This is a genomic window from Streptomyces sp. NPDC043427 (assembly GCF_056436655.1).
This window is the reverse complement of the sequence record NZ_JBWKCC010000003.1, coordinates 71,206-94,942: the sequence shown is the minus strand read 5'-3', so window position 1 is coordinate 94,942 and position 23,737 is coordinate 71,206. Positions and strand designations below refer to the sequence as shown.

At 73.6% G+C, this 23,737-nt stretch carries 21 protein-coding genes; 6 read left to right on the top strand and 15 right to left on the bottom strand.

Going from position 1 to position 23,737, the window contains the following annotated elements:
• Positions 1-21 precede the first annotated feature (21 nt).
• The 3 genes from tgmB to AC067M_RS07700 form a co-directional block, all read right to left on the bottom strand.
• A complete protein-coding gene (gene tgmB / locus AC067M_RS07710; protein ID WP_478696085.1) occupies positions 22-1,011 on the bottom strand; it encodes an ATP-grasp ribosomal peptide maturase in 990 nt (329 codons plus the stop codon).
• Positions 1,012-1,028: 17 nt separating this feature from the next.
• The gene (gene tgmA, locus AC067M_RS07705) at positions 1,029-1,220 is read right to left on the bottom strand and encodes a putative ATP-grasp-modified RiPP (RefSeq protein ID WP_478696423.1); all 192 of its coding nucleotides are present in this window, start codon (positions 1,218-1,220) and stop codon (positions 1,029-1,031) included.
• A 215-nt stretch (positions 1,221-1,435) separates the two neighbouring features.
• Positions 1,436-1,744 carry a DUF1232 domain-containing protein gene (locus AC067M_RS07700; protein ID WP_478696084.1) on the bottom strand — a complete coding sequence of 103 codons (309 nt, stop codon included), beginning with the start codon at positions 1,742-1,744 and terminating at the stop codon, positions 1,436-1,438.
• A gap of 253 nt (positions 1,745-1,997) precedes the next feature.
• Between AC067M_RS07700 and AC067M_RS07695 the strand changes: the two genes are divergently transcribed.
• Positions 1,998-2,606 carry a hypothetical protein gene (locus tag AC067M_RS07695; protein WP_478696083.1) on the top strand — a complete coding sequence of 203 codons (609 nt, stop codon included), beginning with the start codon at positions 1,998-2,000 and terminating at the stop codon, positions 2,604-2,606.
• A gap of 394 nt (positions 2,607-3,000) precedes the next feature.
• On the opposite strand, the gene AC067M_RS07690 is transcribed toward AC067M_RS07695, so the two are convergent.
• From AC067M_RS07690 to AC067M_RS07680, 3 genes are read right to left on the bottom strand one after another with little or no spacing between them, the layout of a single operon-like run.
• Positions 3,001-5,109, bottom strand: coding sequence for a xanthine dehydrogenase family protein molybdopterin-binding subunit (locus AC067M_RS07690; RefSeq protein WP_478696082.1), 2,109 nt, complete (start codon positions 5,107-5,109; stop codon positions 3,001-3,003).
• 23 nt (positions 5,110-5,132) lie between these two features.
• A complete protein-coding gene (locus AC067M_RS07685) occupies positions 5,133-6,125 on the bottom strand; it encodes an FAD binding domain-containing protein (protein ID WP_478696081.1) in 993 nt (330 codons plus the stop codon).
• Positions 6,122-6,658 (bottom strand): 2Fe-2S iron-sulfur cluster-binding protein, encoded by a 537-nt coding sequence (locus AC067M_RS07680; protein ID WP_478696080.1) that lies wholly within the window; start codon positions 6,656-6,658, stop codon positions 6,122-6,124. The genes AC067M_RS07685 and AC067M_RS07680 overlap by 4 nt, the downstream gene beginning before the upstream one ends.
• Positions 6,659-6,765: 107 nt before the next feature.
• Here AC067M_RS07680 and AC067M_RS07675 point away from each other — a divergent pair, with 107 nt between their 5' ends.
• Entirely contained in the window at positions 6,766-7,452 is a 687-nt protein-coding gene (locus tag AC067M_RS07675; protein ID WP_478696079.1) for a maleylpyruvate isomerase N-terminal domain-containing protein, read from the top strand.
• An 85-nt stretch (positions 7,453-7,537) separates the two neighbouring features.
• Here AC067M_RS07675 and AC067M_RS07670 read toward each other — a convergent pair whose 3' ends face one another.
• On the bottom strand, positions 7,538-8,689 hold the full coding sequence (locus AC067M_RS07670) for a hypothetical protein (RefSeq protein ID WP_478696078.1): 1,152 nt from the start codon (positions 8,687-8,689) through the stop codon (positions 7,538-7,540).
• Positions 8,690-8,800: 111 nt separating this feature from the next.
• Here AC067M_RS07670 and AC067M_RS07665 point away from each other — a divergent pair, with 111 nt between their 5' ends.
• Positions 8,801-9,064 carry a hypothetical protein gene (locus tag AC067M_RS07665; RefSeq protein ID WP_478696077.1) on the top strand — a complete coding sequence of 88 codons (264 nt, stop codon included), beginning with the start codon at positions 8,801-8,803 and terminating at the stop codon, positions 9,062-9,064.
• 137 nt (positions 9,065-9,201) lie between these two features.
• Here the strand turns inward: AC067M_RS07665 and AC067M_RS07660 are convergent, their stop codons facing one another.
• The 3 genes from AC067M_RS07660 to AC067M_RS07650 form a co-directional block, all read right to left on the bottom strand.
• Positions 9,202-10,566 (bottom strand): FAD-dependent oxidoreductase, encoded by a 1,365-nt coding sequence (locus AC067M_RS07660; RefSeq protein ID WP_478696076.1) that lies wholly within the window; start codon positions 10,564-10,566, stop codon positions 9,202-9,204.
• A gap of 105 nt (positions 10,567-10,671) precedes the next feature.
• The gene (locus tag AC067M_RS07655; RefSeq protein WP_478696075.1) at positions 10,672-13,392 is read right to left on the bottom strand and encodes a SpoIIE family protein phosphatase; all 2,721 of its coding nucleotides are present in this window, start codon (positions 13,390-13,392) and stop codon (positions 10,672-10,674) included.
• A gap of 99 nt (positions 13,393-13,491) precedes the next feature.
• A complete protein-coding gene (locus tag AC067M_RS07650; protein WP_478696074.1) occupies positions 13,492-16,104 on the bottom strand; it encodes a SpoIIE family protein phosphatase in 2,613 nt (870 codons plus the stop codon).
• Positions 16,105-16,286: 182 nt separating this feature from the next.
• Here AC067M_RS07650 and AC067M_RS07645 point away from each other — a divergent pair, with 182 nt between their 5' ends.
• Positions 16,287-17,132 (top strand): DUF72 domain-containing protein, encoded by an 846-nt coding sequence (locus tag AC067M_RS07645; RefSeq protein ID WP_478696073.1) that lies wholly within the window; start codon positions 16,287-16,289, stop codon positions 17,130-17,132.
• 6 nt (positions 17,133-17,138) lie between these two features.
• Here the strand turns inward: AC067M_RS07645 and AC067M_RS07640 are convergent, their stop codons facing one another.
• Both AC067M_RS07640 and AC067M_RS07635 read right to left on the bottom strand, forming a co-directional pair.
• Positions 17,139-17,825: a lipoprotein gene (locus AC067M_RS07640; RefSeq protein WP_478696072.1), complete on the bottom strand. Its 687-nt coding sequence runs from the start codon at positions 17,823-17,825 to the stop codon at positions 17,139-17,141.
• 54 nt (positions 17,826-17,879) lie between these two features.
• Positions 17,880-18,461 (bottom strand): CGNR zinc finger domain-containing protein, encoded by a 582-nt coding sequence (locus tag AC067M_RS07635; protein WP_478696071.1) that lies wholly within the window; start codon positions 18,459-18,461, stop codon positions 17,880-17,882.
• 38 nt (positions 18,462-18,499) lie between these two features.
• On the opposite strand from AC067M_RS07635, the gene AC067M_RS07630 reads away from it, so the two are divergent.
• Together AC067M_RS07630 and AC067M_RS07625 are read left to right on the top strand one after the other, a co-directional pair.
• On the top strand, positions 18,500-19,669 hold the full coding sequence (locus AC067M_RS07630) for an MFS transporter (RefSeq protein ID WP_478696070.1): 1,170 nt from the start codon (positions 18,500-18,502) through the stop codon (positions 19,667-19,669).
• Entirely contained in the window at positions 19,666-20,232 is a 567-nt protein-coding gene (locus AC067M_RS07625) for a hypothetical protein (protein ID WP_478696069.1), read from the top strand. The genes AC067M_RS07630 and AC067M_RS07625 overlap by 4 nt, the downstream gene beginning before the upstream one ends.
• On the opposite strand, the gene AC067M_RS07620 is transcribed toward AC067M_RS07625, so the two are convergent.
• The 3 genes from AC067M_RS07620 to AC067M_RS07610 all read right to left on the bottom strand — a co-directional run.
• Complete coding sequence (locus AC067M_RS07620; protein ID WP_478696068.1) at positions 20,225-20,758, bottom strand: DoxX family protein; 534 nt, start codon at positions 20,756-20,758, stop codon at positions 20,225-20,227. The genes AC067M_RS07625 and AC067M_RS07620 overlap by 8 nt on opposite strands.
• 171 nt (positions 20,759-20,929) lie before the next feature.
• Entirely contained in the window at positions 20,930-22,708 is a 1,779-nt protein-coding gene (locus tag AC067M_RS07615; RefSeq protein ID WP_478696067.1) for a C40 family peptidase, read from the bottom strand.
• A gap of 363 nt (positions 22,709-23,071) precedes the next feature.
• On the bottom strand, positions 23,072-23,737 hold a 666-nt coding region (locus tag AC067M_RS07610), incomplete at its 5' end, for an LAETG motif-containing sortase-dependent surface protein (protein ID WP_478696066.1).

Sequence of the window (23,737 nt, the reverse complement as noted above, 5' to 3'; positions counted from 1 at the left end):
GCAGCCGCCGCCCCCGCCGGTTCAGGACACCGTCGTACCACTTCGTCCCTCGCCGCAGCACGCCCCCTCGCGCGGTCCCGGCTCCGCCAGCCACTCCGCGATGGTGCGGGCGATGGGTTGGCCGGTTTCCACCTCCACGAAGCCGAACTGGCCGGACTGGTTGCACTCAAGGAACCACCAGGTGCCGTCGGAGTCCTCGGCGAAGTCGAAGGCCCCGTACGCCAGTCCGGCCTCCCTCAGGTACTTGCGGACGCCGTCGACGGCGCAGGTCGGCACCTCGACGGGACGCCACGGCAGAGCGGCCGGGGCGAAGCGGACGTCGACGTCGTCGGGATCCGCGTCCGGGGCCGTCTCCTTGCGGGCGGCGAGCATCTGATCCCCCACGACGGTCAGACGGATGTCGGCCCGCTTGGCGACCCTGCGTTGCAGCAGCGTCGGGCCGTACGCGACAGCGGAGAAGTCCGCGTCCGGCGCCACCCGGCTCGTCGGCACGGCGCGGGGCGGGTCCTGCGGGTGCGCGCCGGAGACCGGCTTGACCACGAGGTCCGGGAAGCGCTCCGCGAACTCGCGAGCGGCCTGCGGAAACGTCGTGATCAGGGTGGCCGGCACGGGCAGTCCGCTGCGCTGGGCGAGACGGAGCTGCCAGGGTTTGTGGCGTGCCCGGCGGGCGGCGTCGGGATGGTTCATCCACCTCGCGCCGGAGCCGCGCAGCATGCCGTACAACGCCTGTGAGGACTCCTCGGTGAGCCAGTCGGACGGCTCTGGCACCCGGGTGGCCGGAGTGCCCGGCCTGCGCACCCAGATGGACCGCAGGCCGTCGATGCTCACCAGGCGACCCGCGGACCAGAGGTGGCCGCGGAAGGCGCCGTGCACGTACTCGCCCGAGAGGGCGGCCCCGCCCGTCAGGTCGGCCGGGTCCAGCCGGACCACGGGAACCCCGGACGCGTTGAGGTGCACGACCACCATGTCCGCGGTCACGTCCTGTTCACAGGTCAGGATCAACACGGTCATCGTCGTCGGTCCCGCGTTCAGTCGTCGAAGTGGGTCTTCGAGCCGGCGGTGGATGTGGTGGTCCCCAGTTCCCTCAGCAGCGCGAGGTCCGAGGCGGCGATCCGGCCGTCGAGAAGTACGTTCAACTGCAGTCCTGAGTCATAGGCATACGGAACGGAAACGTCCAAATCTGCCGCCGGGCGTGCGTAGTTGAGCGCAAACGGTTGCATCGTCTCTCCCTCTTCGTGCTGCGCCGACCAAGCCGTCGCCATGGCGCGTCGTGCTGCGTCGTCGCTTCGCCCGGTGGATCACCTGGGCTTCCATTGACTTATACGAATCGAACGGGTGGTTGGTTTCCTTACGCTGCGTAGTCATTGGCGAGTTCGGCACCCCCGACCTGAGACGGGCGGGGGCGCAGGGAGGTTGAGCGGGGATCGAGCGGAAATCAGGCGGTGTCGCTCGGCCTGCCGAGAGGCGAGGGCCGCTGTGCGTCGGCGACCGGGCGGCGCAGGGTGCGCAGCGCCAGCAGGAGGACGCCGATGTCGTCCAGGTACACCGGGTCGGGCAGCAGGTCCGTCGGCAGCACGAGATAGAGGACGGCGCCCCAGAAGACCCAGCGGGGCCCGGTCGGCAACCCGGCCCGCCGCAGCGAGCGTCGGGCGTTCACCAGCCGGACGAGCAGCGAGACGGCGACGACGAGGGCCACCGCCGCGAGGACCACGACGACGGCGATCACTGCTGTGGTCGTGTCCACGGGCTCTCCTCGGTCCGGTGCGCCGGTGTGCCGCCGTGTGCGGGCCCCTCCCCGTCGGATTCCCGGTTACGGCGCCCGTATTGCCTCCGAGGTACCCGCGTGTGCGTCGCCCACGCCGCGGATGGCCGGTTCTCATCCTCGTGGCCCACTCGAGTGGCGGGCCGCCCCGGGGGGTCTTACTAATGATCAACACAAAGTCGCGTGTCGCATGTCGGGGGCCAGGAGCGGCCGCACCCCGTCCATGGAGCTGAGCATGACGACCCGCTCTCCCGAATCCCGTCCGAACCAACCCCCGGTGTTCCCGACGGCGGCCCCCTTCCCGACGGGGCCCACCGCCTCGTCCGCCGCGCCACCCGTACGGGAGGGCGCGGAGGCGAGGGAGGCCATGGAGGCTGTGGCGGCCCCGGGCACCGTGGAGGCCCCGCAGGCTCCGGGGGCCGCGCAGCGGGGCGCACCGCCTGCCTGGCTCACCGTCGCGGCCCTCGCGATCTGTGGCGTGGCCCACTTCCCGGCGAACCGGGACGGCGCGTCCCTCCAGGTCTACGGCTTGGCCTTCGGCGCGTCCGTGCTGTGTGTGCTGCTGGCCCTGCTGCTGACGTTCCGGTCCACGGCCTCGCTGCTCGCCGGAGCGGTCTTGGTCCCGGCGGCACTGGTCACGGCCGAGCTGTTCCAGGACCAGTGGCATGCGGCGGGCCTGTCCCGCGCCCTGAGCCTCACCCTGGCACCCTCGTGGCTCGCCACCTTCACCGCCGTCCTCGCGACCCTGGCCGCCCTCCTCGCCCTGCTCGCGGCAGAGCCGGCGGGGAGAAGGCCGACAGCAGCGGTGAGCCGTACGGCGGAGGCGAGCCCACCGCGCGAATGAGGCCCCGGGGCGGTCGGCGCGGTCGATCGGTGGCGGAGTCGGCGGTTCGGCTGGTGACGGGGAGGCCGGGCGCGGTGATCCGCGGCCGGATCGGGCAGGGAGGGCGACTGGTCGCCGGGGCGGGTCAGCGCCCGGTCGGGTGACTGGCGAGCGAGCCGGCGTGGCGGTGGCCTACGTCTCGGCCGACCGTCCGGCGGCGCTTCGCGGACGTGGGCAAGCTGCTCGGCCGACCTCCGCGGTCTTCACGAACCCGGCGCCGCCACCGCGCTGCGCAACGCGCCCACGGCTCCCCCCGCAAGCCGCTCAGCCGGTGAACCGGGATCGCGCCGCTGCCCCTCGACCGGCGTACGCCGCCCCTGCCTGCACTGCCGGGACGGGTGGTCGACGCCGGGCCTCACGTGCCCTGCCCGATCAGCCCCGTCAGGACCCGGTCCGGGGTCAGAGGGAGTTCGCGGAAGCGGATGCCGGTGGCGTGATGGGTGGCGTTGGCGATCGCGGCGGCGGTGCCGACGATGCCGATCTCGCCGATGCCCTTGCTGCCCATGGGGTTGAGGTGGGGGTCGTCCTCGTCGACCCAGTGGGCCTCGATGTCGGGGACGTCGGCGTGGGCGGGGACGTGGTACGAGGCCAGGTCGGACTCCGTGAAGTCACCGAACGCGGCGTCCATCGTGCTGCCCTCGGTGAGCGCCATGCCCAGGCCCATGACCATGCCGCCGACGAACTGGGAACGTGCGGTACGGGCGTTGAGGATGCGCCCGGCGGCGTACACCCCCAACAGGCGCCGTACCCGGGTCTCACCCGTGACCGTGTCGACGGCGACCTCCGCGAAGTGCGCGCCGAACGCGTGCCGTGCGTAGGGACTGTCGGCGTCGGCCCGGCCCGCCGTGTCGGCCTCGACGGCCAGCCCCTGCGCCGGCAGCGGCCCCGAGCGGTCGCCCAGGAGTGCCGCGAGCCGGGTGGACGCCTCGTGGACGGGCCAGCCCCAGGACGCGGTGCCCGACGAGCCGCCCGCGAGCGACGCCGCGGGCAGATCGGTGCGGCCCACCTCGATGCGCACCCGTTCCAGCGACACGTCCAGGACGTCCGCGGCGATCTGCGCGAGCACCGTACGGGAGCCCGTCCCGATGTCCGCCGCGTTGATCGACACCAGGAAGGTCCCGTCGGGCAACGCCCGGGCCGAGGCCTTCGAGGGCCACACCATGACCGGATAGGTGGCCGCCGCCACGCCCGAGCCGATCAGCAGGGGCCCCTCCGCGCGGGCGCGCGGACGCGGATCGCGTCGGTCCCAGGCGAACCGGCGGGCGCCCTCGCGCAGACACTCCACGAGATTCCTGCTGCTGAACGGCTTGCCGCTGTCGGGCTCGGTCTCCGGCTCGTTGAGGACGCGCAGGGCGACCGGGTCCATGCCGAGCTCGGTGGCGAGCTCGTCCATCGCGGACTCCAGCGCGTACATGCCGGGCGCCTCACCCGGGGCGCGCATCCAGGACGGTGTCGGCACGTCGAGCGGCACCACACGGTGGGCCGTACGGCTGTTCGGCGTGGCGTACATGACGCGGGCGGGTGTCGCGGCCTGCTCCACGAACTCCTTGACGTGCGAGGTGTGGGTGGTGACCTCGTGGAGGAGGGAGGTGAGCCGGCCGTCCGGCCCGGTGCCGAGGCGCAGCCGGTGCAGGGTGGGGGCGCGGTGTCCGACGACGGCCGGGAGGAAGCGCCGGGGCAGGGCCACGGTGACGGGCCGTCCGGTCCGCATCGCCGCCATCACAGCGAGCACGACGTCAGGGCGGGGCGTGCCCTTCGAGCCGAAGCCGCCGCCCACGTGTTCGGCGTGGACGGTGATCCGCTCCTGGGGCACGTCGAACAGCTGGGCGAGCACGGCGCGTACGACGCCGGAGCCCTGGCTGGAGGTGTGCACCGTCAGCCGGTCCCGCTCCCAGTGGGCGGTGGTGGCGTGCGGCTCCATGGGGTGGTTGTGCAGAGCGGGCACGCGGTAGCGGACGTCGACGCGGACCTCGGACGACCCGAACGCGCCCTCGGGGTCGCCCTGTTCGCGTACGGCCGGATACCCGCCGTTGGCCTGCTCGGGAACGTACCCGGCGGGGTGCGTGTCGGTGAGGGTGACGTCGTGCTCCTCCGTCGCGTACGCGACGTCCACGGCCGCCGCGCCGGCGCGGGCCGCCTCCAGGGTCTCCGCCACGACCAGCGCGACGAACCAACCCCGGTGCGGTACCCGGGAGTCCTGGAGGACGGCCAGGGTGGCGTCGTCGCACTCGGCCAGCCGCGGGGCGTCGTCCGGCGTCAGCACGGTCACGACCCCGGGCACGGCCAGGGCGGCCGCGGTGTCGATCCGCGTCACCCGGCCCCGCGCGACCGCCGCCGGGACGGGCCAGGCCTGGAGGCGCCCGGGGGAGGGGTGTTCGGCGGCGTAGCGGGCGGTGCCGGTGACCTTCAGACGCCCTTCCCGGCGCTCGGCGGGAGCGCCGGGCACGCTGGCGGGCTCGGCCATGGAGTCCTCCTCGGGATGCCGGTTCAGGTCCTGGCAGGCGCCGTGAGACGGGCCAGGACGTCGAGGGCGAGACCGCGGGCGAGGGGCACCTTGTAGGCGTTGTCCCGCAGGGGCCGCGCGGCGGCCAGTTCCAGATCGACGGCGTGCTCGAACGCCGCGACGGTGGGCGCGGCGCCCAGCAGCGCCTCCTCGGCCCGCCGTGCCCGCCAGGGCCGGTGCGCCAGCGCACCGAAGGCCAGCCCGACGTACGAGACCACCCCGTCCGCCACCTCCACCACGGCGGCGACGGAGGCGAGGGCGAAGGCGTACGAGGCCCGGTCGCGGGCCTTGCGGTACGCGGACGGCAGCCCGGCCGGGTGGGGCGGCAGCACCACGCCGGTGATCAGCTCACCGGGCCGGATCTCGGTGTCCCGCTCCGGACGGTCCCCGGGCAGCCGGTGGAACTCGGCCGCGGGGACGCTCCGGGTGCCCTCGGGGCCGTACAGCTCCACCCGCGCGTCCAGGGCGGCAAGCGCGACGGCCATGTCGGAGGGGTGGGTGGCGATGCAGTGCTCCGAGTGCCCGAGCACGGCGTGGTCGCGGTGAACACCCTCCAGGGCACCGCAACCACTGCCCGGCTCGCGCTTGTTGCACGGCTTGGACAGGTCCTGGAAGTACGGGCAGCGGGTGCGTTGCAGCAGGTTGCCGCCGGTGGTGGCCGCGTTGCGCAGCTGGCCGGAGGCGCCCGCCAGCAGCGCCTGGGACAGCGCCGGGTAGCGGTCGCGGACGAGGGGATGGGCCGCGAGGTCGCTGTTGCGGACGGTCGCCCCGACGCGCAGCGACCCCTCGGGCAGTTCCTCCACGGCGCCCAGCGGCAGACGGCTGACGTCGATGAGGGCCTCGGGCCGCTCCACACCGAGCTTCATCAGGTCGACGAGGTTGGTGCCGCCGCCGAGATAGCGGGCGCCGGGGCGGGAGGCGTACGCGTCGGCGGCCTCCTCGACGCTTCCGGCCCGTACGTAGGCGAAGGGTTTCACCGGATCACGTCCTCCACCGCGTCGACGATGCGCGGATAGGCGCCGCAGCGGCACAGGTTCCCGCTGAGCCGCTCCCGGATCTCGTCCCGGTCCAGCGGCACGGGCCGCCCGGACGGCGTCGCCGGGTCGGTCACGTGCGAGGGGTGGCCCGCCTCGGCCTCCGCGACCGCGCCGAGCGCGGAGCAGATCTGGCCCGGGGTGCAGTACCCGCACTGGAAGCCGTCCCGTTCGAGGAACGCCCGCTGGAGCGGATGGGGCTCCTCGCCGTCACCGGCGAGGCCTTCCACGGTCGTGATGTCGCAGCCGTCCAGGGAGACGGCGAGGAGCAGACAGCTGTTGACGCGCCGCCCGTCCACCAGGACCGTACAGGCGCCGCACTGACCGTGGTCGCAGCCCTTCTTGGCGCCCGGCAGGTCGAGGTCCTCGCGCAGCAGGTCCAGCAGGACGCGCCGGTGGTCGACGGTCAGCGTGTGCGGTTTGCCGTTGACGCGCAGCACGACGTCGGAGTGGTGACCGTGACTGTGGCTGCCCATGCTGGACGACCTTCCGGGACGGGCGGAGCGGTGCCGTGGGGACCGCGTATCCACGCAGCGCCGCCTGACACCCGTTCCGGCCCAGGAGACTGCCTAAGCTGGCCGTCATGCCCGAAACCCCACACGTTCCGCCGGATCAGGTGCAGGCACTGCGTGCCGCCTACGAGGCGCTGGCGAGCGTCGTCGAGCCGCTCGGCGACGAGGAGTCCTGGCAGCCCACCGGCTGTACGGGCTGGGCCGTGCGCGATCTCGTCTTCCATCTCGTCGCGGACGCCCAGCGCGCTCTGGTGGCCCTGCACACGCCGGCCTCCGGGCCGCCCGACCGGGACGCCGTGACCTACTGGCAGGACTGGCGGCCCGACCCCGCGGGCGCCGCGAACGGCCGCCGCTACAACCGGGTCGCGGCCAGTATGTTCCTCGACTTCGGCCAGCTGCGCGGGCTGTACCTGGAGACGGCGGCGGCCACCGTCCACGCCGCCGCGGCGGCCCGGCCGGACGCCCTCGTCGGCACCCAGGGCCACGTCCTGACCGCCCGCGACCTGATCAGCACGCTCACCGTCGAGGCCGCCGTCCACCACCTCGACCTCGTCGTCGCACTGCCCACCGCGCCGGGCCCGCCCCCCACCGCCCTGGCTGTCGTACGGACCACCCTGGACGGCCTCCTCGGCCGCCGGGTGCCCGTGGACTGGAGCGACGAGCACTACGCCCGCGCCGGCACGGGCCGCCTGCCGCTGACGGAACCGGACCGGCAGGCCCTGGGAGCGGACGCCGGCCGTTTCCCGCTGTTCTGCTGACCCCTGGTGCCTAGGGCCTCTCGTTTGGATCATGCCGGGCTCGCGGGCCCCGCTCCCTGATCCGGCCTGATCCAAACGGAAGACCCTAGCTCTCGGGCGTCTTCTTGGCCTCGGTGGTGCCGTTCGCGGTGGGGGCGGGCCGCCACTTGAGACGTTCGAAGGTGCGGGTGAGCTGCTGCAACGGGGAGGTGCCCGATTTGTCGGCCGGTTTCGTCTGCTGCGGCTCGGGTGCCTCGCCGGAGCCGGACTCGCGGTAGACGGTGAGTGCCTCGTGGGCCCGTTCGGCGGCCTCCCGGTACAGGTCGCGGGACTTCGTCATGGCCTCCAGCGCCTCCGCGTACATCGCCACCAGCCTGCGCTCGCGGGCCAGTTCCTCCCCCAGCGTCAGCAGGCTCCAGTCGTCGCGGAGAGCGGCGAGCGCCTCCTGCCCGCCGTCCGGGAGCGGCTTCGGCAGCGCGGCGAAGCGGACCACCGCGTCGACCAGACCGGTCGGCTCGGAGCCGTCCAGGAAGACGGTCCGTACGGCGAGGTCGGCGGCGTCGGCGTCGGGCGGGGCCGGGGTGCCCGGCAGTACGACGGCGCCGCCGCGCGGCACCTCCACGCCGGAGTCCCGCAGCGCGTAGTTCACGGCGCGCAACTGGTGCGGGGAGGCCCGGTGCTCGACCACACGGTGCCGCAGTCCCGGCGGCAGGAACCGCGTCAGCGGCCGACGGCCCATCGCGTCGGGCGTCATCGCCTCGTGGACGACCACGTCGATGGTCCAGCCGTCGCGCTGCGCGCCGCGCAGCACCCGGCGCATGTCCTGTTCGTCGGCGGGCAGCGGGTTGGCGTCCCCGAGGCGCAGGCCCGTGAGGGTCTCGTGGTCCGGGTCGCTCTCATGCTCCCAGGGCCAGAACACGGCGGCAGGGGAGGGCCACCGCTGCTCCCACGGCCGCTCCGCCTCCGCGATCAGCGTCCACTCCTGCCCGGCGTCCGCGCCGGGGTCCGGGGCGTCCGTCAGCGTCAGCCGGGCCCGTACGGTCACCGCGTCCGGGACCTGCCAGCGCGCCTCGAAGACACTGCGGCCCTCGGGGCTCTCGTCGTCGGGTACTTCCTTGCAGTCGTCGATGACCTGGTCGTCCTTGAGCCGCCGCAGGTGTTCTCGGACGACGTCGGCTGCGGCGGTCGCGGTGTGGCGGCCGCGGGTCGACCAGACCGTGGAAGGGATCGTGGGGCGGGCGCTGGAGGACGTTGACATGAGTCCATCTGTGGGGCGGGGAAAGCGTGCGGTCCCAGTATTGTCTTTCCACGTCGCTCACGATCAAGCGGGGGTGTGCGCAGCCCTCGGGGCGCACACGGGGCGCACGGCGTGCGCGCGAGGCGCGCGGCCATCGCACCAGTCGACCGCCGCTCACCCGTGTCCCGGGCGCCGCCCGGCACCCACAATCGGCAGCGCGGACAGGGTCCGCCCACCATCCGCATCGGGGTGGGCCCTGCCCGCGCCGGAACGACCCGGTGGGCGCTGTCCCTGCTGTGGACGGTCGCCCACGTCGCCCTGCTGCACGACCGCCGACGCGTGGCACGGGCGGCGGCAGTGGTGGGCGGCCGCGAACTCACCGGGCACCGCAGCTGAGGTGGGTCAGTGGGGGGAAGCGCGAGTGAGGCAGGTCCGAGCACTGGCGCGCCGACCCGTTCGAAAAGTGGGCCCTTCGTGTGTCAGGGGCCCCGGAAGGCAAGCCTTCCGGGGCCCCTGACACACGCGGCGGAGCCTTACGCGCCGCTCGCCTCGAGCATGTCCTCGCGCTCGACGATCTTCACGCGCTCGCGGCCCTGGGGCTCACCCAGCGCCTTCTCGGCGGCGTCCAGCTTGTACCAGCCCTCCCAGGTGGTGAAGCGGACGTCGCGCTCGGCGAGGAACGCGTCCACGGCCTCGGGGGCGGGCGAAGTGGGTGTCTGGAGACGCTCGTTGGCGTAGTCGTCCAGCAGGTTGGCCACCGTCTCGTTGGCGTCGCCCTTGGTGTGACCGATGAGGCCGACCGGGCCGCGCCGGATCCAGCCGGTGACGTACGTGGACTGCAGGTGCTCGCCGGTCTCCTGGACGACCCGGCCGCCCTGGTCCGGGACGGTGCCGGTCTCGATGTCCCACGGCAGCTTGGGGAGCTTGTCCGAGAGGTAGCCGACGGCGCGGTAGACCGCGGTGACGTCCCAGTCCTTGAACTCGCCGGTGCCCTTGACGTTGCCGGTGCCGTCGAGGGCGGTGCGCTCGGTGCGCAGACCGACGACCCTGCCGTCCTCGCCGAGGATCTCGGTGGGCGACTCGAAGAAGTGCAGGAACAGCTTGTGCGGCCGGTCGCCGATGTCGCGGATGGCCCAGTTCTCCAGGGTCTTGGCGACCATGTCGGCCTGCTTGTTGCCGCGCCGGGTCGCGATCGAGCCCTCGTCGTAGTCGATGTCCTCGGGGTCGACGATGACCTCGATGTTGGGGGAGTGGTCCAGCTCCCGCAGCTCCATCGGGCTGAACTTGGCCTGAGCGGGGCCGCGTCGGCCGAAGACGTGGACCTCCAGCGCCTTGTTGGCCTTCAGGCCGTCGTAGACGTTCGCCGGGATCTCCGTCGGCAGCAGCTCGTCCGCGGTCTTCGCCAGGACCCGGGCCACGTCGAGGGCCACGTTGCCGACGCCGAGCACGGCGACCTTCTCCGCCTCCAGCGGCCAGGTGCGCGGGACGTCCGGGTGGCCGTCGTACCACGAGACGAAGTCCGCGGCGCCGTAGGAGCCGTCGAGGTCGATGCCGGGTATGCGCAGCTCACGGTCGGCGGTGGCGCCGGTGGAGAAGATGACCGCGTCGTAGAACGCGCGCAGGTCGTCCAGGCTGATGTCGGTCGGGTAGTCGACGTTGCCGAAGAGACGGATCTGCGGCTTGTCGAGAACCTGGTGCAGCGCCGTGATGATGCCCTTGATCCGGGGGTGGTCGGGGGCGACGCCGTAACGGATCAGGCCGAACGGGGCGGGCATGCGCTCGAAGAGGTCGATGGAGACCCCGGGGCCGGCGGCCACGTCGGACTTGAGCAGCGCGTCGGCGGCGTAGATCCCGGCGGGGCCGGCTCCGACGATGGCTACCCGCAGAGGGCGCGGCATGATCAGGTTCCCTTCGAGCGATGACAGGACGACTCGACGGGAAGCCTAAACTGAGGCAAGCCTAAGTCGGTACGCGGGTCCGATCTATGGGCTCATAAGGCGGCTTTATGAGTCAGGCGCGTCCCGGGGGAGCGGCTGTTCCGCCCAGATGATCTTGCCGGTGGGTGTGTAGCGCGTGCCCCACCGGTCCCCCAACTGCGCGACGAGGAACAGTCCGCGGCCCCCCTCGTCGGTCATGGCCGCGTGGCGCAGATGCGGTGAGGTGCTGCTGCCGTCGAAGACCTCGCAGATCAGGCTGCTGTCCCGCAGCACCCGCACGCGCACCGGCCCCGCGCCGTAGCGGATCGCGTTGGTGACCAGCTCACTGAGGATCAGCTCCGTGGTGAACGTCAGCTCCTCGAGGCCCCAGTCCGCCAGCTTCCGGGTCACCGAGGCGCGCACCTCGCCGACGGCCGCCGGATCCATCGGCACGTCCCACTCGGCCACCCGGTCGGCCCCGAGCGCCCGGGTGCACGCCACGATCAGCGCCACGTCGTCGCTCGGCCGGGACGGCAGCAGCGCCTCCAGGACGACCCGGCAGGTGTCGTCGGGCGAGGAGTCGGCCGAGGCCAGGGCGGCGCCCAGCAGCTCGAGACCGGTGTCGATGTCCCGCTCGCGGTCCTCGACCAGCCCGTCGGTGTACAACACGAGCCGGCTGCCCTCCTCCAGCTCCACGGAAGCCGTCTCGAACGGCAGACCCCCCACCCCGAGCGGAGGCCCCGCCGGGACGTCGAGGAACGTCACGCTGCCGTCGGGACGGACCACCGCGGGCGGCGGATGGCCAGCGCGGGCGATGGTGCAGCGCCGCGAAACGGGGTCGTACACCGCGTACAGGCAGGTGGCCCCCGTGATGGGCGCGCTGCCGCCCTCGTCCTGCTCGTCCTGGTCGATACGGCCCACCAGCTCGTCGAGAAGGCCGAGGAGCTCGTCCGGAGCCAGGTCCAGCGCGGAGAAGTTGCTCACCGCCGTCCGCAGCCGTCCCATGGTGGCCGCCGCGTACAGCCCGTGGCCCACGACGTCCCCGACCACCAGCGCCACGCGGGCCCCCGACAGCGGCAGCACGTCGAACCAGTCACCGCCCACGCCCGCCTGCGCGGGCAGATACCGGTACGCGATGTCCAGGGCGCTCTGCTCCGGCAGGCTGCGCGGCAGCAGACTGCGCTGGAGCGTCACGGCCATGCTGTGCTCGCGGGTGTAGCGGCGCGCGTTGTCGATGGAGACCGCGGCGCGCGCGACCAGCTCCTCCGCCAGCGCCATCTCCTCCGCGTCGAACGGCTCGGGCATCTCGGAACGCCAGAAGCTGACCACGCCCAGGACCAGGGATCCGGCCCGCACGGGCACGGTGATCAGCGAGTGGATGCCGTACTCCACCATCTGCGCGGAGCGCTCCAGGTCCTGGGCGCGCCACCCGGGGGCCTCCCTGAGGCGGGGCTCCATGACCGGCCGGCCGCTCTCGAGGCTCCGGGCCTGCGGCGACGACGGCACGAACCGGATCCGCTCGCCCGACGGATACAGCGGGGCGTCCTTGCGGAGGCCGGCCAGCGAGGTACGCCGCAGCCCGGCCCCCGGCTCCGGCTCCTCACCGGCGAGAACCGCGTCGTACAGGTCCACGACGACGAAGTCCGCGAACCGGGGCACGGCCAGGTCCGCCAGCTCCTCGGCGGTCCGGGTCACGTCCAGGCTGGTGCCGACGCGCGCACCGGCGTCGTAGAGCAGGTCGAGGCGCTCCCGGGCCGCCTCGGCCCGGCCCGACAGGGCACGCAGCTCCGTGGAGTCGCGGAGCGTGGCGACGCTGCCGGACGGGCCTCCCCGCAGGTGCGTGGGCCGCTGGTTGACCGCGAGGAGCCGGTCGCTCACCAGGTGCACCTCGTCGGTGGCGACGCGTCCCGAGGCGAGCAGATCGGCGATCGCCTGGTCGAGACCGAGGGCCCGCACCTGACGTCCCTCGGCGTCGTCCGGCAGATGCAGCAGGCGACGCGCCTCGTCGTTGGCGAGGAGCAGGTCGCCGTCGTCACCGACGATGATCACCCCTTCCCGCACGGAGTGCAGCACCGCGTCGTGGTGCTCGTACATGCGGGTCATCTCGTGCGGGCCGAGGCCGTGCGTCTGGCGCATCAGCCGCCTGCTCACCAGAGCCGTTCCCGCCGTGGACAGGGCGACCGCCAGGCCCGCGGCCAACAGCAGGAGCGGCAGCTGCCGGTCGAGGGCACCGCCCACGCGCGCCGTCGTGATGCCGGCCGACACCAGGCCCACGACCTTCCCGTCGGGGTCCTTGATCGGCACGACGGCCTGCACCAGCCGCCCTATGGTGCCCGTGATCTCCTCGGTCACGGTCCTGCCGGCGAGGGCGGGCGCCAGGTTGCCGACGAACTTCTTGCCGATGCGGTCCGGCTTGGGGTGGGTGTAGCGGATCCCGTCGGTGTTCATGACGACGATGAAGTCGACCTTCGCCGCCGTGCGGGCGGCCTCCGCCGACGGCTGCAGGACGGCGGTGGGGTCCGGTGAGCTCAGTGCCTCACGGGTGCCGGGCGCGTTGGCGAAGGTCTCCGCGACGGCGAGCGAGCGGTTGCGGGCCTCCACACTGCTGTCGTGCCGCACCTGGAGCACCAGCGCCACGACCGCGGCAGCGACCAGCAGCAACACGATGACGAGTTGAAGGACGAACACCTGACCGGCGACGCTGCGCCCGCTCAGCGACCCCCGGCCGCGGGCATGAGGGCGCGCGACATGCAGGGGGCTGGGAAGACGGGTCGGCCGAGACCCGGGTCGACCCGTTATCCGGACCATGTGCCCATGTCTACACTGCCACGCCTCGTGAGGCGAGGGGCGTCACACAGGGTTACACCTCGTTCTACGGCCCACCGGCGGTGGCCGGTTGGCCGCTGCTCAGTCATCACGCGGTGCCGCGGTGCGGCGGGTGGCGAGCAGTAGCGCGATGTCGTCCGGGCGGTCGACGGTGTGCCGTGCCGTCGTGGTGAGCCGGTCGGCGACCCCGGCCAGGAAACGGCCGTCCGAGCCGACCTCCCCGCCGCCGGCCCGGGAGAGGGCGACACGCAGCGCGGCGATGCCGTCGTCGATGTCCGCGCCGGGCCGCTCCACGAGGCCGTCGGTGTACAGAGCCAGGATCGCGCCCGGTTCCAGGCGCAGTTCGGTCACCGGATAACGGGCGCCCGGGTCCACGCCCAGCACGACGCCGCCGGGGATCTCCACGACCTCCGTGCCCCCGTCCGGACGGCGCAGCAGCGGCGGCGGGTGCCCCGCGCGGGCGGCCCGGGCCGCCCCGGTGAGGGGATCGAGACGTACGTAGCAGCAGCTGGCGAACTGGCCCGGGTCCAGGTCGATCAGCAGATGGTTGGTCCCGTTCATCACCTCGTCCGGCGGATGGTCGCCCACCGCGAACGCCCTGACCGCGCTGCGCAGTTGCCCCATGGTCGCGGCCGCCTGGACGCCGTGTCCCTGGACGTCGCCGATGACCAGGGCCAGGGCGCCGCCGGTCTCGACGACGTCGTACCAGTCCCCGCCCACCTCCATGCCCTGGGTGCCCGGCAGATACCGGCCGGCGGTCTCCACCTGCGGGTGCGCCGACAGACGGTGGGGGAGGAGAGCCTGTTGCAGGCCCCGGGCGAGGGCGGCCTCGGTCTCGTAGCGCTGCGCCTTCTCCATGGCGTGGGCGATCAGACCCGCCACGGCGGTCAGCACGGTGCGCTCCTGGGTGCTGAAGCCACGGGGGCGGTCGAAGCCGAGGATGCAGGAGCCGACCGGACGCCCGGAGGCGATCAGGGGCAGGAAGGCGCGGGCTCCCTCCGTCGCGTCGAGGGCGATGCCGGGATAGGCGCCCTGCAACTGGTGCATCGAGTCGAAGAAGAGCGGGCGGCCCGTGGTGAGCGTCTCGACGCCGGGCAGCCGTGCCTCGAGCCCCACACCGTCGAAGGGGGCGAGGAAGCCCTCGGGGAAGCCGTGCTCCCACGCCAGGTACAGACGCCGGTCCTGGAGCAGATAGATGGCGAGCATGCGGCCGCCGAACGCGGGCAGCAGCTCCTGCATGACGACGGCGGAGACCTGACGGGCGGTGACGGCCTCGGTGAGGGCGATGGCGAGGGCGATGGGGCGGTACATCGGGGCCGTCACGGCGTCCTCGGCAGTCACGGCGTCCTCGGCGGTCGCGGTGCCCTCGGCCGTCCTGGCGCCCTCGGCCGTCGCGGTCTCCGGCCGTGGTGTCCTCGGCGGTGGCGGGGCGAGCGCCCCGGTCGGGCTCCACGCCGCCCACGGGTCCACAGCCTCCACCGGGTCCATGGGTGGCTCCGGCACTCGGCTGGACGGGCGGACGGTGCACGTGAGGATGTCGGTGCCCGCGTACACCGACAGAGCCAGCCAGTCGCTCTCGGCGGGCTGTTCCTCCTGCCCGGAGGGCCGTCTGACGTGGAAGTGGGCGGGCTGGTCCGACAGCAGTACGGCGCGCAGGTGCTCCTCGTAGGCGGGCTGCCGCAACCACGGCACGCCCTCCCACAGCGATCGTCCGACCAACTCGGCGCGCGGGCGGCGCAGCAGCTCGGCGGCCCGCGGATTCGCGTAGCCGACCACGCCCAGCCGGTCCAGGCACAGCACACCGTCCGGGAGCAGGTCGGCCGCCGCGTCGGCCGTCGAGCCCGAACCCGCGTCGAGCACGACCCCGCCGGCGGACCGGGCGCCGTCGGAGTCCCCGGGCCCCCACAGCTGCACCAGCCGCGGCTCCCCGTTCGCGGCGCGCACCGGCACCGGAAGCGACGGGGGCCGGCCGGCCGCGGTCTGCCGCAGCAGGTCCTGGAGCCGGGGCGGGTCCGCCACGCACTCCGCGAGGTCGCGCACATGGCTCAGCTCCCGCCCGGCGGGCACGCCGAGCAGCGTCGGCAGGTGCTCGTCGGCGATCAGGGCCCCCGTCGCGGTATCCCAGGAGAAACGCGCCAGCCGTGCCGCGGTGGAGCAGGTGGCCGGCGGGCGCACGCTCAGCGGCTCGCCGTCCCAGCGGACGGGCGCCCCCGTCTGCTCAAGGCGCCGAAGGGCCCCGCCCAGACGCTGCGCCACCCGGGTGAGCCGGTCCCGTTCCGCGAGCACCTCGGCGGCGTCGGCGGCGGACGGCCGCAGCACGGTCAGGACACCGAAGGCGGAGGCCGCGTGGGTGACGGGCACATGGATGGACCCGAACGGGAACGGCAGACCGGCCGCGAACTGGGGATAGCGGCGCATGGTCTCCGTGGCGTTCGGCAGCACCACGTGGACGCCGAGCCGCTGGACGTCGGCGACCGGGAACGGCCGGTCGACGTGCAGCCGCCACCAGGGCCGGAACAGGGGACCGGGGAGCCCGGCGAGCACGGCCAGACGCAGCTGCCCGGGCGTGCTCGAGCGCAGGTAGACACCCCCGGCGCGGTTGTCGGCCGCGCCGACCGCGTCCGCCGCGGCCTCGGTCAGCAGTGCGGCCAGCCGCCCCGGCATGCCGTTCTCGCCCTTGGCGCTCCCAGTCATGGCCCTACCTCGTCCGTGCGCCGCCGGGTGGGCGACACAGCAAGAATGCGCCCCCCGGCCCCCGCCGCGCACCCGCAGCGACCGCGTGAGTACGACCGCTCCTGTGACCGTGAGACGATCATCACCCTGCGTGAAGGGGATCGGGCCGCACGGGTGGGGCGTCCCGGGGTACGCGCAGCGCCATGGGCGAGATTCGGGTCGGCGCGTGTTCGTGGACCGACCGGGCGCTGGTCGGCAGTGGCTGGTACCCGGTCGGGCAACGGGACGCCGAGGGGCGACTGCGGTACTACGCGGGCAGGTTCGGCATCGTGGAGGTGGACTCCGGCTACTACGCGCTGCCGTCGGCACACAACAGCCGACTGTGGGTGGAACGCACGCCGGACGACTTCGTGTTCGACGTGAAGGCCTTCTCCCTGCTGACCGGACACCCCACCAGGCCGGCCCTCCTGCCCGGCGGACTGCCGGCCGACGCCCGGGACCCATGGGTCCTTGACAAGGTCTGGGCACGCTTCGCCGACGGGATCGAACCGTTGCGCGAGGCCGGGAAGCTCGGTGTGGTGCTGTTCCAGTTCCCGCCCTGGTTCCGGCCCGGCACCCGGGCTGAGGGGTTCCTCACCCAGTGCGCCGAGCGCACCGCGGGCTGGCCCGTCGCCGTCGAGTTCCGCCATCCCACGTGGTGGCGCGACGAACAGGCGGGCGCGACCCGGGCGTTGCTCCGCGCCCACGGCTTCGCGGCCGTCGCCGTCGACATGGCGCGGACGCTGCCCACCTCCATCCCTCCGGTCACCCCCGTCACCTCCTCCCGGGTGGGCGTCGTGCGCTTCCACGGGCGCAGCTCTGCCTGGGGGACGGGGAGCAAGGAGGACCGGTTCCGCCACGACTACACCGACGACGAGCTGGAGGAATGGGTGCCGAGGCTGCGTACCCTCGCCGGTCAGGTCGAACAGCTGCACGTGCTCTTCAACAACTGCTGCGGTGCGGCCGCCGTACGGGCCGCCGAGCGCATGCGCGACCTGCTCGACGCCTGACGGCCGTCAGACGGTACGCAGGGTCCGCTTCGCCAGCTCGAACGCCGGCAGCATGCCCTCGTGCTGCTCGGTGTCGATCCCGCCGAGGTGCAGCACGACGGGGCCGTCGGCCGTGGCGACGGCGAGGGCGCGTTCCTTCTTCGGCTCGTCGAGGAACTCGCTCGTGTAGAGGTACTCCACCTCGACGCCGGAGAGCCCGCCCGCCTTGAACGAGCGGTACTTCTCCTTGCTCGCCCCGTTCTCGGCCGCCACGAACGCCTCCAGCACGCCGCGCGCGTCGGCGCCGCCCGGCTTGCTGGTGTAGACGCGGAGGAAGCCGACGTGCCCGGCGGGCTTGGCGTCGACCTCGCAGGCGAGGGCCACCGGGCCCTGGTACAGGAGCTCGTCCGGCTGCTCCTCCGAGCTGCCGGACGCGCCCGAGTCGGACAGGACGGACTCCGCCTTCCAGCGCGCGGCGGTCTCGAACGAGACGGGCAGCTCGCAGGCCGTACCGGAGCCGCCGAGCGTCCCTCCGCTCCTGGCGCCCGCATCGGCCTCACCGCCGGCGCCGCTCTCCTTCGCGGGGGCCGACGAGGCGCTCGCCTTCTTGTCGTCGTCCTCCGCGGCCCCGCACCCCACCAGGACCCCCGCCAGCAAGGCCGCTCCGGCCACCCGACGCCACATGTTCCCCACCCCGAACTGCAATTCGATCATTCGATCAGAGGGAGGCACTGTAGTCGAAGGCACTGACGCGCCCGGATGCGTGGGTCAGTCGCAAGCACGGGCGGCGCGGCGGTGGGCGGCGACTCGTTCACGGGTCGCGCACCGGCGTGAGCAGTAGCGGCGCTCGGGCCCGCTGCCCTGCGTGATGAAGACGTCGTGGCAGCTCGGTGAGGCGCAGACCCTGCCGGGCGGCAGCTGACGGTCCCAGAGGAGGACGGTCAGCGCCATGCAGGAGGAGGCGAGGAGCCACTCGTCCCACGGGGCGTCGTCGTCGCGGTCGAGGTGGGGGTGCCAGGGCGTACCGCCCCCGTGCGAGGTGAGGCGCAGCGGTCCGGTGTGCCGGTGCAGCAGCCGGTTGAGGACCTCCGCCGCGCCGTCCACGCCGTCGGCGGTGAAGACCTCCCGCACCAGGGCGGCGGCCGCGCGCATCCCCTCGACCTCGCGGGACGTGAGATCGAGGGGGCCTGTCTCACCGTGAGCACGCAGGACTCCGGCGACCACGGCGGGGTCGGGGCGGTCGGCGGAGAGGACGTTGAGCAGGGCGGCGGTGCGGCGGGCCATGGTCAGTACGGAGTGGCGGCTCGACCAGTCGTCGGCGGGGAAGGACACCAGTGCAATGTAACGCATCTTGCGGAGTTTTGAGTTACCTACGTAACGTCCCGTCGATGAAGAGGCGTTACACGCTGGGTCTGTACCTGACCGGAGCGGTCACGGCCCGTACGGGCGACGACATGTCCGGACCGGCGCTGCTGCTGGCCGGGTTCGCCCTGTCCGGTTCGGCCACGGACGCGTCGGCGCTGCTCGCGGCGATCACCGTCGCGGCGGTGGTCGGAGGGCCGGTGCTGGGAGCCCTGCTGGACCGGGCCGAGCATCCTGGGCGGCTGCTGTCCGTGGCGCTGGTCCTGTATCCGGCGGGCCTGACGGGCGTCCTCGTGGGGCTCGGTCGGCTGCCGTTCGGTGCGACCGTCCTCGTCGCGGTGCTGACCGGACTGCTCGGGCCCGCGCTGTCGGGCGGTTGGACGGCCCAGCTGCCCCGGGTGGTACCTCGCGGGCGGCTGCCCCGCGCCAATGCCCTCGACGCGATGACATACGGCTCGGCCGGCCTGGTCGGTCCGGCACTCGCCGGGGGAGTGGCCGAGGCGGCCGGGGCGTCGGCGGCCGTGGTGGTGTCGGCGGCGCTGATCGCGGCGGCGGTGCCTGCGGCCTGGGCGTTGCCGGGGAGCGGTGCGCTCGGCGGGTCGCGCGCCGGAGCGCGGCCCTCCGTGGTCGGAGGGCTGGTTGCCGGGACTCGGCTCATCGTCACGAACCGCCGGCTGGCCAGGGCCACCGTCTCCTCGGTCGTCTCCTGCGCGGCTCAGGGCATGCTGACGGCGTGCCTGCCCCTCCTGGGCGCACACGTCCTCGGCGGAGCGGGGCGCGGTGCGTTGCTGCTTTCCTGTACGGCAGTCTCGGCCCTGCTGGCCAACGCGGTCCTGGCGAGACGGCCGTACGACCTCGCCCCGGAGACCGCCATCCGGGCCGGTGCGCTCCTCCAGGCGGCGGCGTTGGCGCTGGCCGCGACGGGGCAGCCGGTCACCGTCGTCACGGCCGCCCTGCTGGCCGGGATCGGCGAGGGGCCGCAGCTCGCCGCCCTCCTCGCCGTCCGCCACCGGGAGGCTCCCGAGCACCTGCGCGGCCAGGTGTGCACCACCGGTGCCAGCGCGAAGATCACCGGCTTCGCCCTGGGAGCCGCGGCCGCGGGCCCACTCGGCGCGTGGTCACTTCCGGGGGCGCTGCTGTCGGCGGCGGCGCTGCAGGTCGTGGCGGCGCGGGCGCTGGGCCGGAGCGAGACGTGAGACCGCCCTGCTCGCGACTTGTTGACCTCCAGGTCGTTGATGACCTTCAGTGCCGCCGCGCTGCCGTTGCCGACGAGTTCGTCCGCGACCTCGCCGTCCTCGACCTGGAGGACGGTGTTGGGGCCCGCTCGTCGTCGTCGGCGCGCAGTGGGTCGCGCCAGGTGCATGGGGCGCCGATCTCGGTGGCGGCCCGCATGCAGGGCGAACGCGAGGATGTGCGCCTTCGCCCGGGGCAGCGTGACCGTCAGCAGCTCCGGCTCGACCCGTTCCAGGCCCACCTCGGCCTACCGGTCGGCGAACAGCAGGGCGTACAGCAGATCCTCGGCGTCACACAAGAGCTCCTCACCGGCCTGCGACGGTCAGGCGGGAGGGATCAGGGTCAGGGTGACCCCTTCGGAGGCGGTGTGATCAGCGAGCCCGTCGGCGCCTCGCGCCTCGCGCGTCAGCGCCCTGTACCGCTCCACGAACTCCCGCAGCCGCTCCCCGCCCAGCCGCCAGGCCCGTACGCACACGATCCGCGCCGCCCGCTCGCGCGGGTCACCGGCGGCCGAACCGTCAGCTGAACACCTTGGCCCGGACGCCACCCGCGGCGGCCGCGGGTCGCGTCGTCGCGCGGATCGAACGCCGTACGAGATGTGCGTCCCGGCGCACGTCGTGGGCGGCGTGGCGGCCGCGCCACAGCAGGGAGGGGTGGCCCGCGGTGTCGTCGGCGGCGATCAGCAGGCCGCCGAGCATGGAGAGGTTCTTGAAGAAGTGGATGCGTTGCTCGGCACGGTCGGCGGGGTCCTCCTCCTCCCAGAAGCGGTGGGCCGCCAGGGTGGTCGGGACGAGCGTGGCCGCGATGGCCAGCGCGGCCGGCCGGGGGACGCGCCCCGTGGCCAGCATGAAGCCCGCCGCCACCTGGACGGCACCGCTCAGCCGTACGGCCTGCTCGGTCCGGTCCGGTACGACAGGCACCCGCTCGGAGACAGGGCGTACGACGTCCTCGGCGACCGGCGCCACCTTCTCGGGCTCACGGACGGAGTTCAGGCCGCCGCTGATGAACATGGACGCGAGCATGGGGCGGCCGACCAGACGCAACAGACTCATGGCCTCTCCAGACGTGTCGGTACGGACAGCGGCCACCGGGTTCCCGCCCCGGCCGGGACTATGCACCGGACAGGGCGGCGAGGCGGCGAGGTCGGGCCGTTGCACCGTGCTGGATCTGCGCACTGCGCCCGCTGCCGATACGGCCGACTCGGACGCGGTGCGCCGGGCGGCTTACGCGGGCCGTACCGCGCCGAGGACCGCCGACTCGCCGGCGTGGAGGACCGACTCCTCGCGTATGTACGCCCCCGGGCTCGGTGCGTGGATCATCATGCCGTTGCCGGCGTAGAGGCCGACGTGGGTCGCGCCGTGGAAGAAGACCAGGTCGCCGACCTGGAGGTCGCTGAGCGGGATAGCCGTGCCCGTCAGGGCCTGCTCCTGCGCGGAGCGCGGCAGCGCCACACCGGCGGTCCGCCAGGCGGCCTGGGTCAGGCTGGAGCAGTCGTACGACGTCGGCCCGTTGGCGCCCCAGACACACGGCTTGCCGACCTGCGCCCGGGCGAAGTCGAGGGCCCTCGCGGCCTTCCCCTGATACACCGACTCGGCCGCGCCCACGGCGGGCGGTGCGGGGGCCACGGGCGCTGCGACGGCTGCGGCCGGTGCGGCGATGGGCGGCGCGACGGCCGCGGGCGGTGCGACGGCCGCGGGCGGTGCGACGGCGACGGGCGGCGCGACGGCGACGGGCGGAGCGGAGACGAACGGCGTGGTGGCGGCGACCGAGGCTGCGGCGGCCACCGGCGGTGCGACGGCGACGGGGGGAGCGGCAGCGACCGGCGCCGCGGCGGCGAACGGCTGACCGGCGGAGGCGGGCTGCTGCGGCGTCTGCCAGGGGGCCGTGGCCGGCTGGGCGACCGGCAGGCTTCCGGTGTCCCAGGTCTGCGGGATCGGCGCTGCCGCAGGCGTGGTGACGGGGAGTGACCCGGTGTCCCAAGCCTGCGGGGTCTGGGGCGGCACGGTCGGCAGGCTCCCGGTGTCCCAGGTCTGGGCGGCGGGTTGCGCCTGGGCCGGTACGGCCGGCAGCCCACCGGTGTCCCAGGTCTGCGCGACGGGCGCCACCTCGGGCGCGGTGACGGGCAGCGACCCGGTGTCCCAGGGCCGTGCGGCCTGCGGCGTCGGGGCCGGCACCGCGGGCAGGCTTCCGGTGTCCCAGGGTCGTGCGGCCTGCGCGGTTTCGGTCGGCACGGCGGGCATGCTTCCCGTGTCCCAGGGCCGTGCGGCCTGCGGCGTCGGGGTCGGCACCGCGGGCATGCTTCCCGTGTCCCACGGCCGTGCCGCCTGCGCGGTTTCGGTCGGCGCGGCGGGCAGCGACCCGGTGTCCCACGGCCGCGGGCTCGGCGTGGCCTCAAGGGCCGCGACGGGTGTGACGCGTTGGGGGATCTGGCGGGTCAACAACTCGCGGGCCGCGGTGAGTTTGCGCTGGTTGCGTTCCTTGGCGGTGCGCGGGGTGGACTGTTCCGTCGGCGCGGTGGGCGCGGGGGTGCCCGGCCGGGACGACGGCGCCGACGGGAGCGCAGCGATGGCCGTGCGCGAGGTCAGTTCGGGGGCGCGGCGCTCCGGGGCCGCCGGAAGTTCAAGCGCCGTAGGCAGTTCACGCGCTGACGGGAGTTCACGCGCCGACGGCGCGTCGGCCGTGCGCTCCGGTGCCTTGGCGGGGCGGGGAGCGGTCGGTCGGGCGGGCGCCCTGTCGGGCGGCAGTACGGCCGCGACCGTGGGGCCCAGCTTGGAGCGCGCCACGTCGAACCACTGGCGGGCGACGTTGTCACGGGAGGAGCCAGACGGAGCGATCTTGCTGCTCGCCGTCGACATGGCACGGGTCGCGTTGTAGGTCCCGGTGTCGGTCTCAGCCCGGTTGTAGAGGGCGTTGATCCGCTGCTGGATCTCCTCCCGGCTCGGCTCGGCGTCCCCGTCCGGGAGACCGAGGCCGGTGGTGCGCGGGCTGCGATCCGTCGCCATGGAAGCCGTACTCCTTCCGTACTCCGCCTGCCGAGTCGGCCACCGGCTCGGACACGGCGGCCCTACGGCTGTGCCGTGCTGGGCAGTTGCATTCGGCGGAGGCCGCGCGACCCGGCGCTTTCGCCGGAGGGAACCGTGCGGCTGGGCGCCAACCTAACCAATATGTGAGGCTGATGTGAAGATTCACGGGCCAAATGCCCGATACGTAAACGTGACCTTTGTCGCCTTCTCTTTCCCAGCAGGAGAGTTGACACGTGCAGGGGGTTGTATGCCTGCCCATGTGTGACCACTTCGTAAAAATCTCGGCCTCACCCCTCAAGACCCCTCACAGGGAGGGGTCTTGAGGGGCAAACACCCCCGGTGTCAGCGGGAGCCGGACGCCCGTCGGCGGCGCAGGGCGAAGACCACGGCACCGCCCGCGACGACCAGCGCGGCCGCCATCCCGGCGATCAGTCCGGTGCCGTTGCCGCCACCTGTCTCGGCGAGGTGCGTGCTGCTGCCGCCCTGGGGGGACGCGGCGGGTGAGTCGCTCGGCCCGGTGGGCGTGGCGGACGGCGTGTCCGAGGACGATGTCGACGGCGTGGCGGCGGCCGAGGCCGATGCCGACGCCTGAGCCGAGTCCGACGGCGTGGGGGTGGGCGCCGGGGTCTCGCAGCCCTGGGACGGTGTCGTCAGCAGGGGCTGGATGTCCTCGTCGACCTGGTTGCCGGCCTTGACGTGGATGCGGTACGTCTGACCGGGTGACCAGTCCCAGGCGAAGTCGACGCTGACGCCCTGGGCCGTCGGGTGCTCGATCGCCTTCGTGTCGAGGTTTGCGGTCGTCCTCGCCGTCGACGGACATCTTGATGTAGAGCGTGACGACGGCGGCGTGCCGGACGCGTCCGTGTCCGACGGGGCGTTTCGCGGGCCGGTGCACCGGCCCCTGGAGCCCCGGGAACCAGTTCTGCATGTGGGGGTCTCCGTTCGACGAGAACGGCGGGGGGCCTCGGGGTCCCCGAGGGGCGCACCCTCTCCACAGGGGAGATCCCA

Excerpts from the sequence above, each read along its gene's own strand:
- tgmB (WP_478696085.1), bottom strand. The coding sequence starts at position 1,011 with ATGACCGTGTTGATCCTGACCTGTGAACAGGACGTGACCGCGGACATG.
- tgmA (WP_478696423.1), bottom strand. The coding sequence starts at position 1,220 with ATGCAACCGTTTGCGCTCAACTACGCACGCCCGGCGGCAGATTTGGAC.
- AC067M_RS07695 (WP_478696083.1), top strand. The coding sequence starts at position 1,998 with ATGACGACCCGCTCTCCCGAATCCCGTCCGAACCAACCCCCGGTGTTC.
- AC067M_RS07690 (WP_478696082.1), bottom strand. The coding sequence starts at position 5,109 with ATGGCCGAGCCCGCCAGCGTGCCCGGCGCTCCCGCCGAGCGCCGGGAA.
- AC067M_RS07680 (WP_478696080.1), bottom strand. The coding sequence starts at position 6,658 with ATGGGCAGCCACAGTCACGGTCACCACTCCGACGTCGTGCTGCGCGTC.
- AC067M_RS07675 (WP_478696079.1), top strand. The coding sequence starts at position 6,766 with ATGCCCGAAACCCCACACGTTCCGCCGGATCAGGTGCAGGCACTGCGT.
- AC067M_RS07670 (WP_478696078.1), bottom strand. The coding sequence starts at position 8,689 with ATGTCAACGTCCTCCAGCGCCCGCCCCACGATCCCTTCCACGGTCTGG.
- AC067M_RS07660 (WP_478696076.1), bottom strand. The coding sequence starts at position 10,566 with ATGCCGCGCCCTCTGCGGGTAGCCATCGTCGGAGCCGGCCCCGCCGGG.
- AC067M_RS07655 (WP_478696075.1), bottom strand. The coding sequence starts at position 13,392 with ATGGTCCGGATAACGGGTCGACCCGGGTCTCGGCCGACCCGTCTTCCC.
- AC067M_RS07650 (WP_478696074.1), bottom strand. The coding sequence starts at position 16,104 with ATGACTGGGAGCGCCAAGGGCGAGAACGGCATGCCGGGGCGGCTGGCC.
- AC067M_RS07645 (WP_478696073.1), top strand. The coding sequence starts at position 16,287 with ATGGGCGAGATTCGGGTCGGCGCGTGTTCGTGGACCGACCGGGCGCTG.
- AC067M_RS07640 (WP_478696072.1), bottom strand. The coding sequence starts at position 17,825 with ATGATCGAATTGCAGTTCGGGGTGGGGAACATGTGGCGTCGGGTGGCC.
- AC067M_RS07635 (WP_478696071.1), bottom strand. The coding sequence starts at position 18,461 with ATGCGTTACATTGCACTGGTGTCCTTCCCCGCCGACGACTGGTCGAGC.
- AC067M_RS07630 (WP_478696070.1), top strand. The coding sequence starts at position 18,500 with ATGAAGAGGCGTTACACGCTGGGTCTGTACCTGACCGGAGCGGTCACG.
- AC067M_RS07620 (WP_478696068.1), bottom strand. The coding sequence starts at position 20,758 with ATGAGTCTGTTGCGTCTGGTCGGCCGCCCCATGCTCGCGTCCATGTTC.
- AC067M_RS07615 (WP_478696067.1), bottom strand. The coding sequence starts at position 22,708 with ATGGCGACGGATCGCAGCCCGCGCACCACCGGCCTCGGTCTCCCGGAC.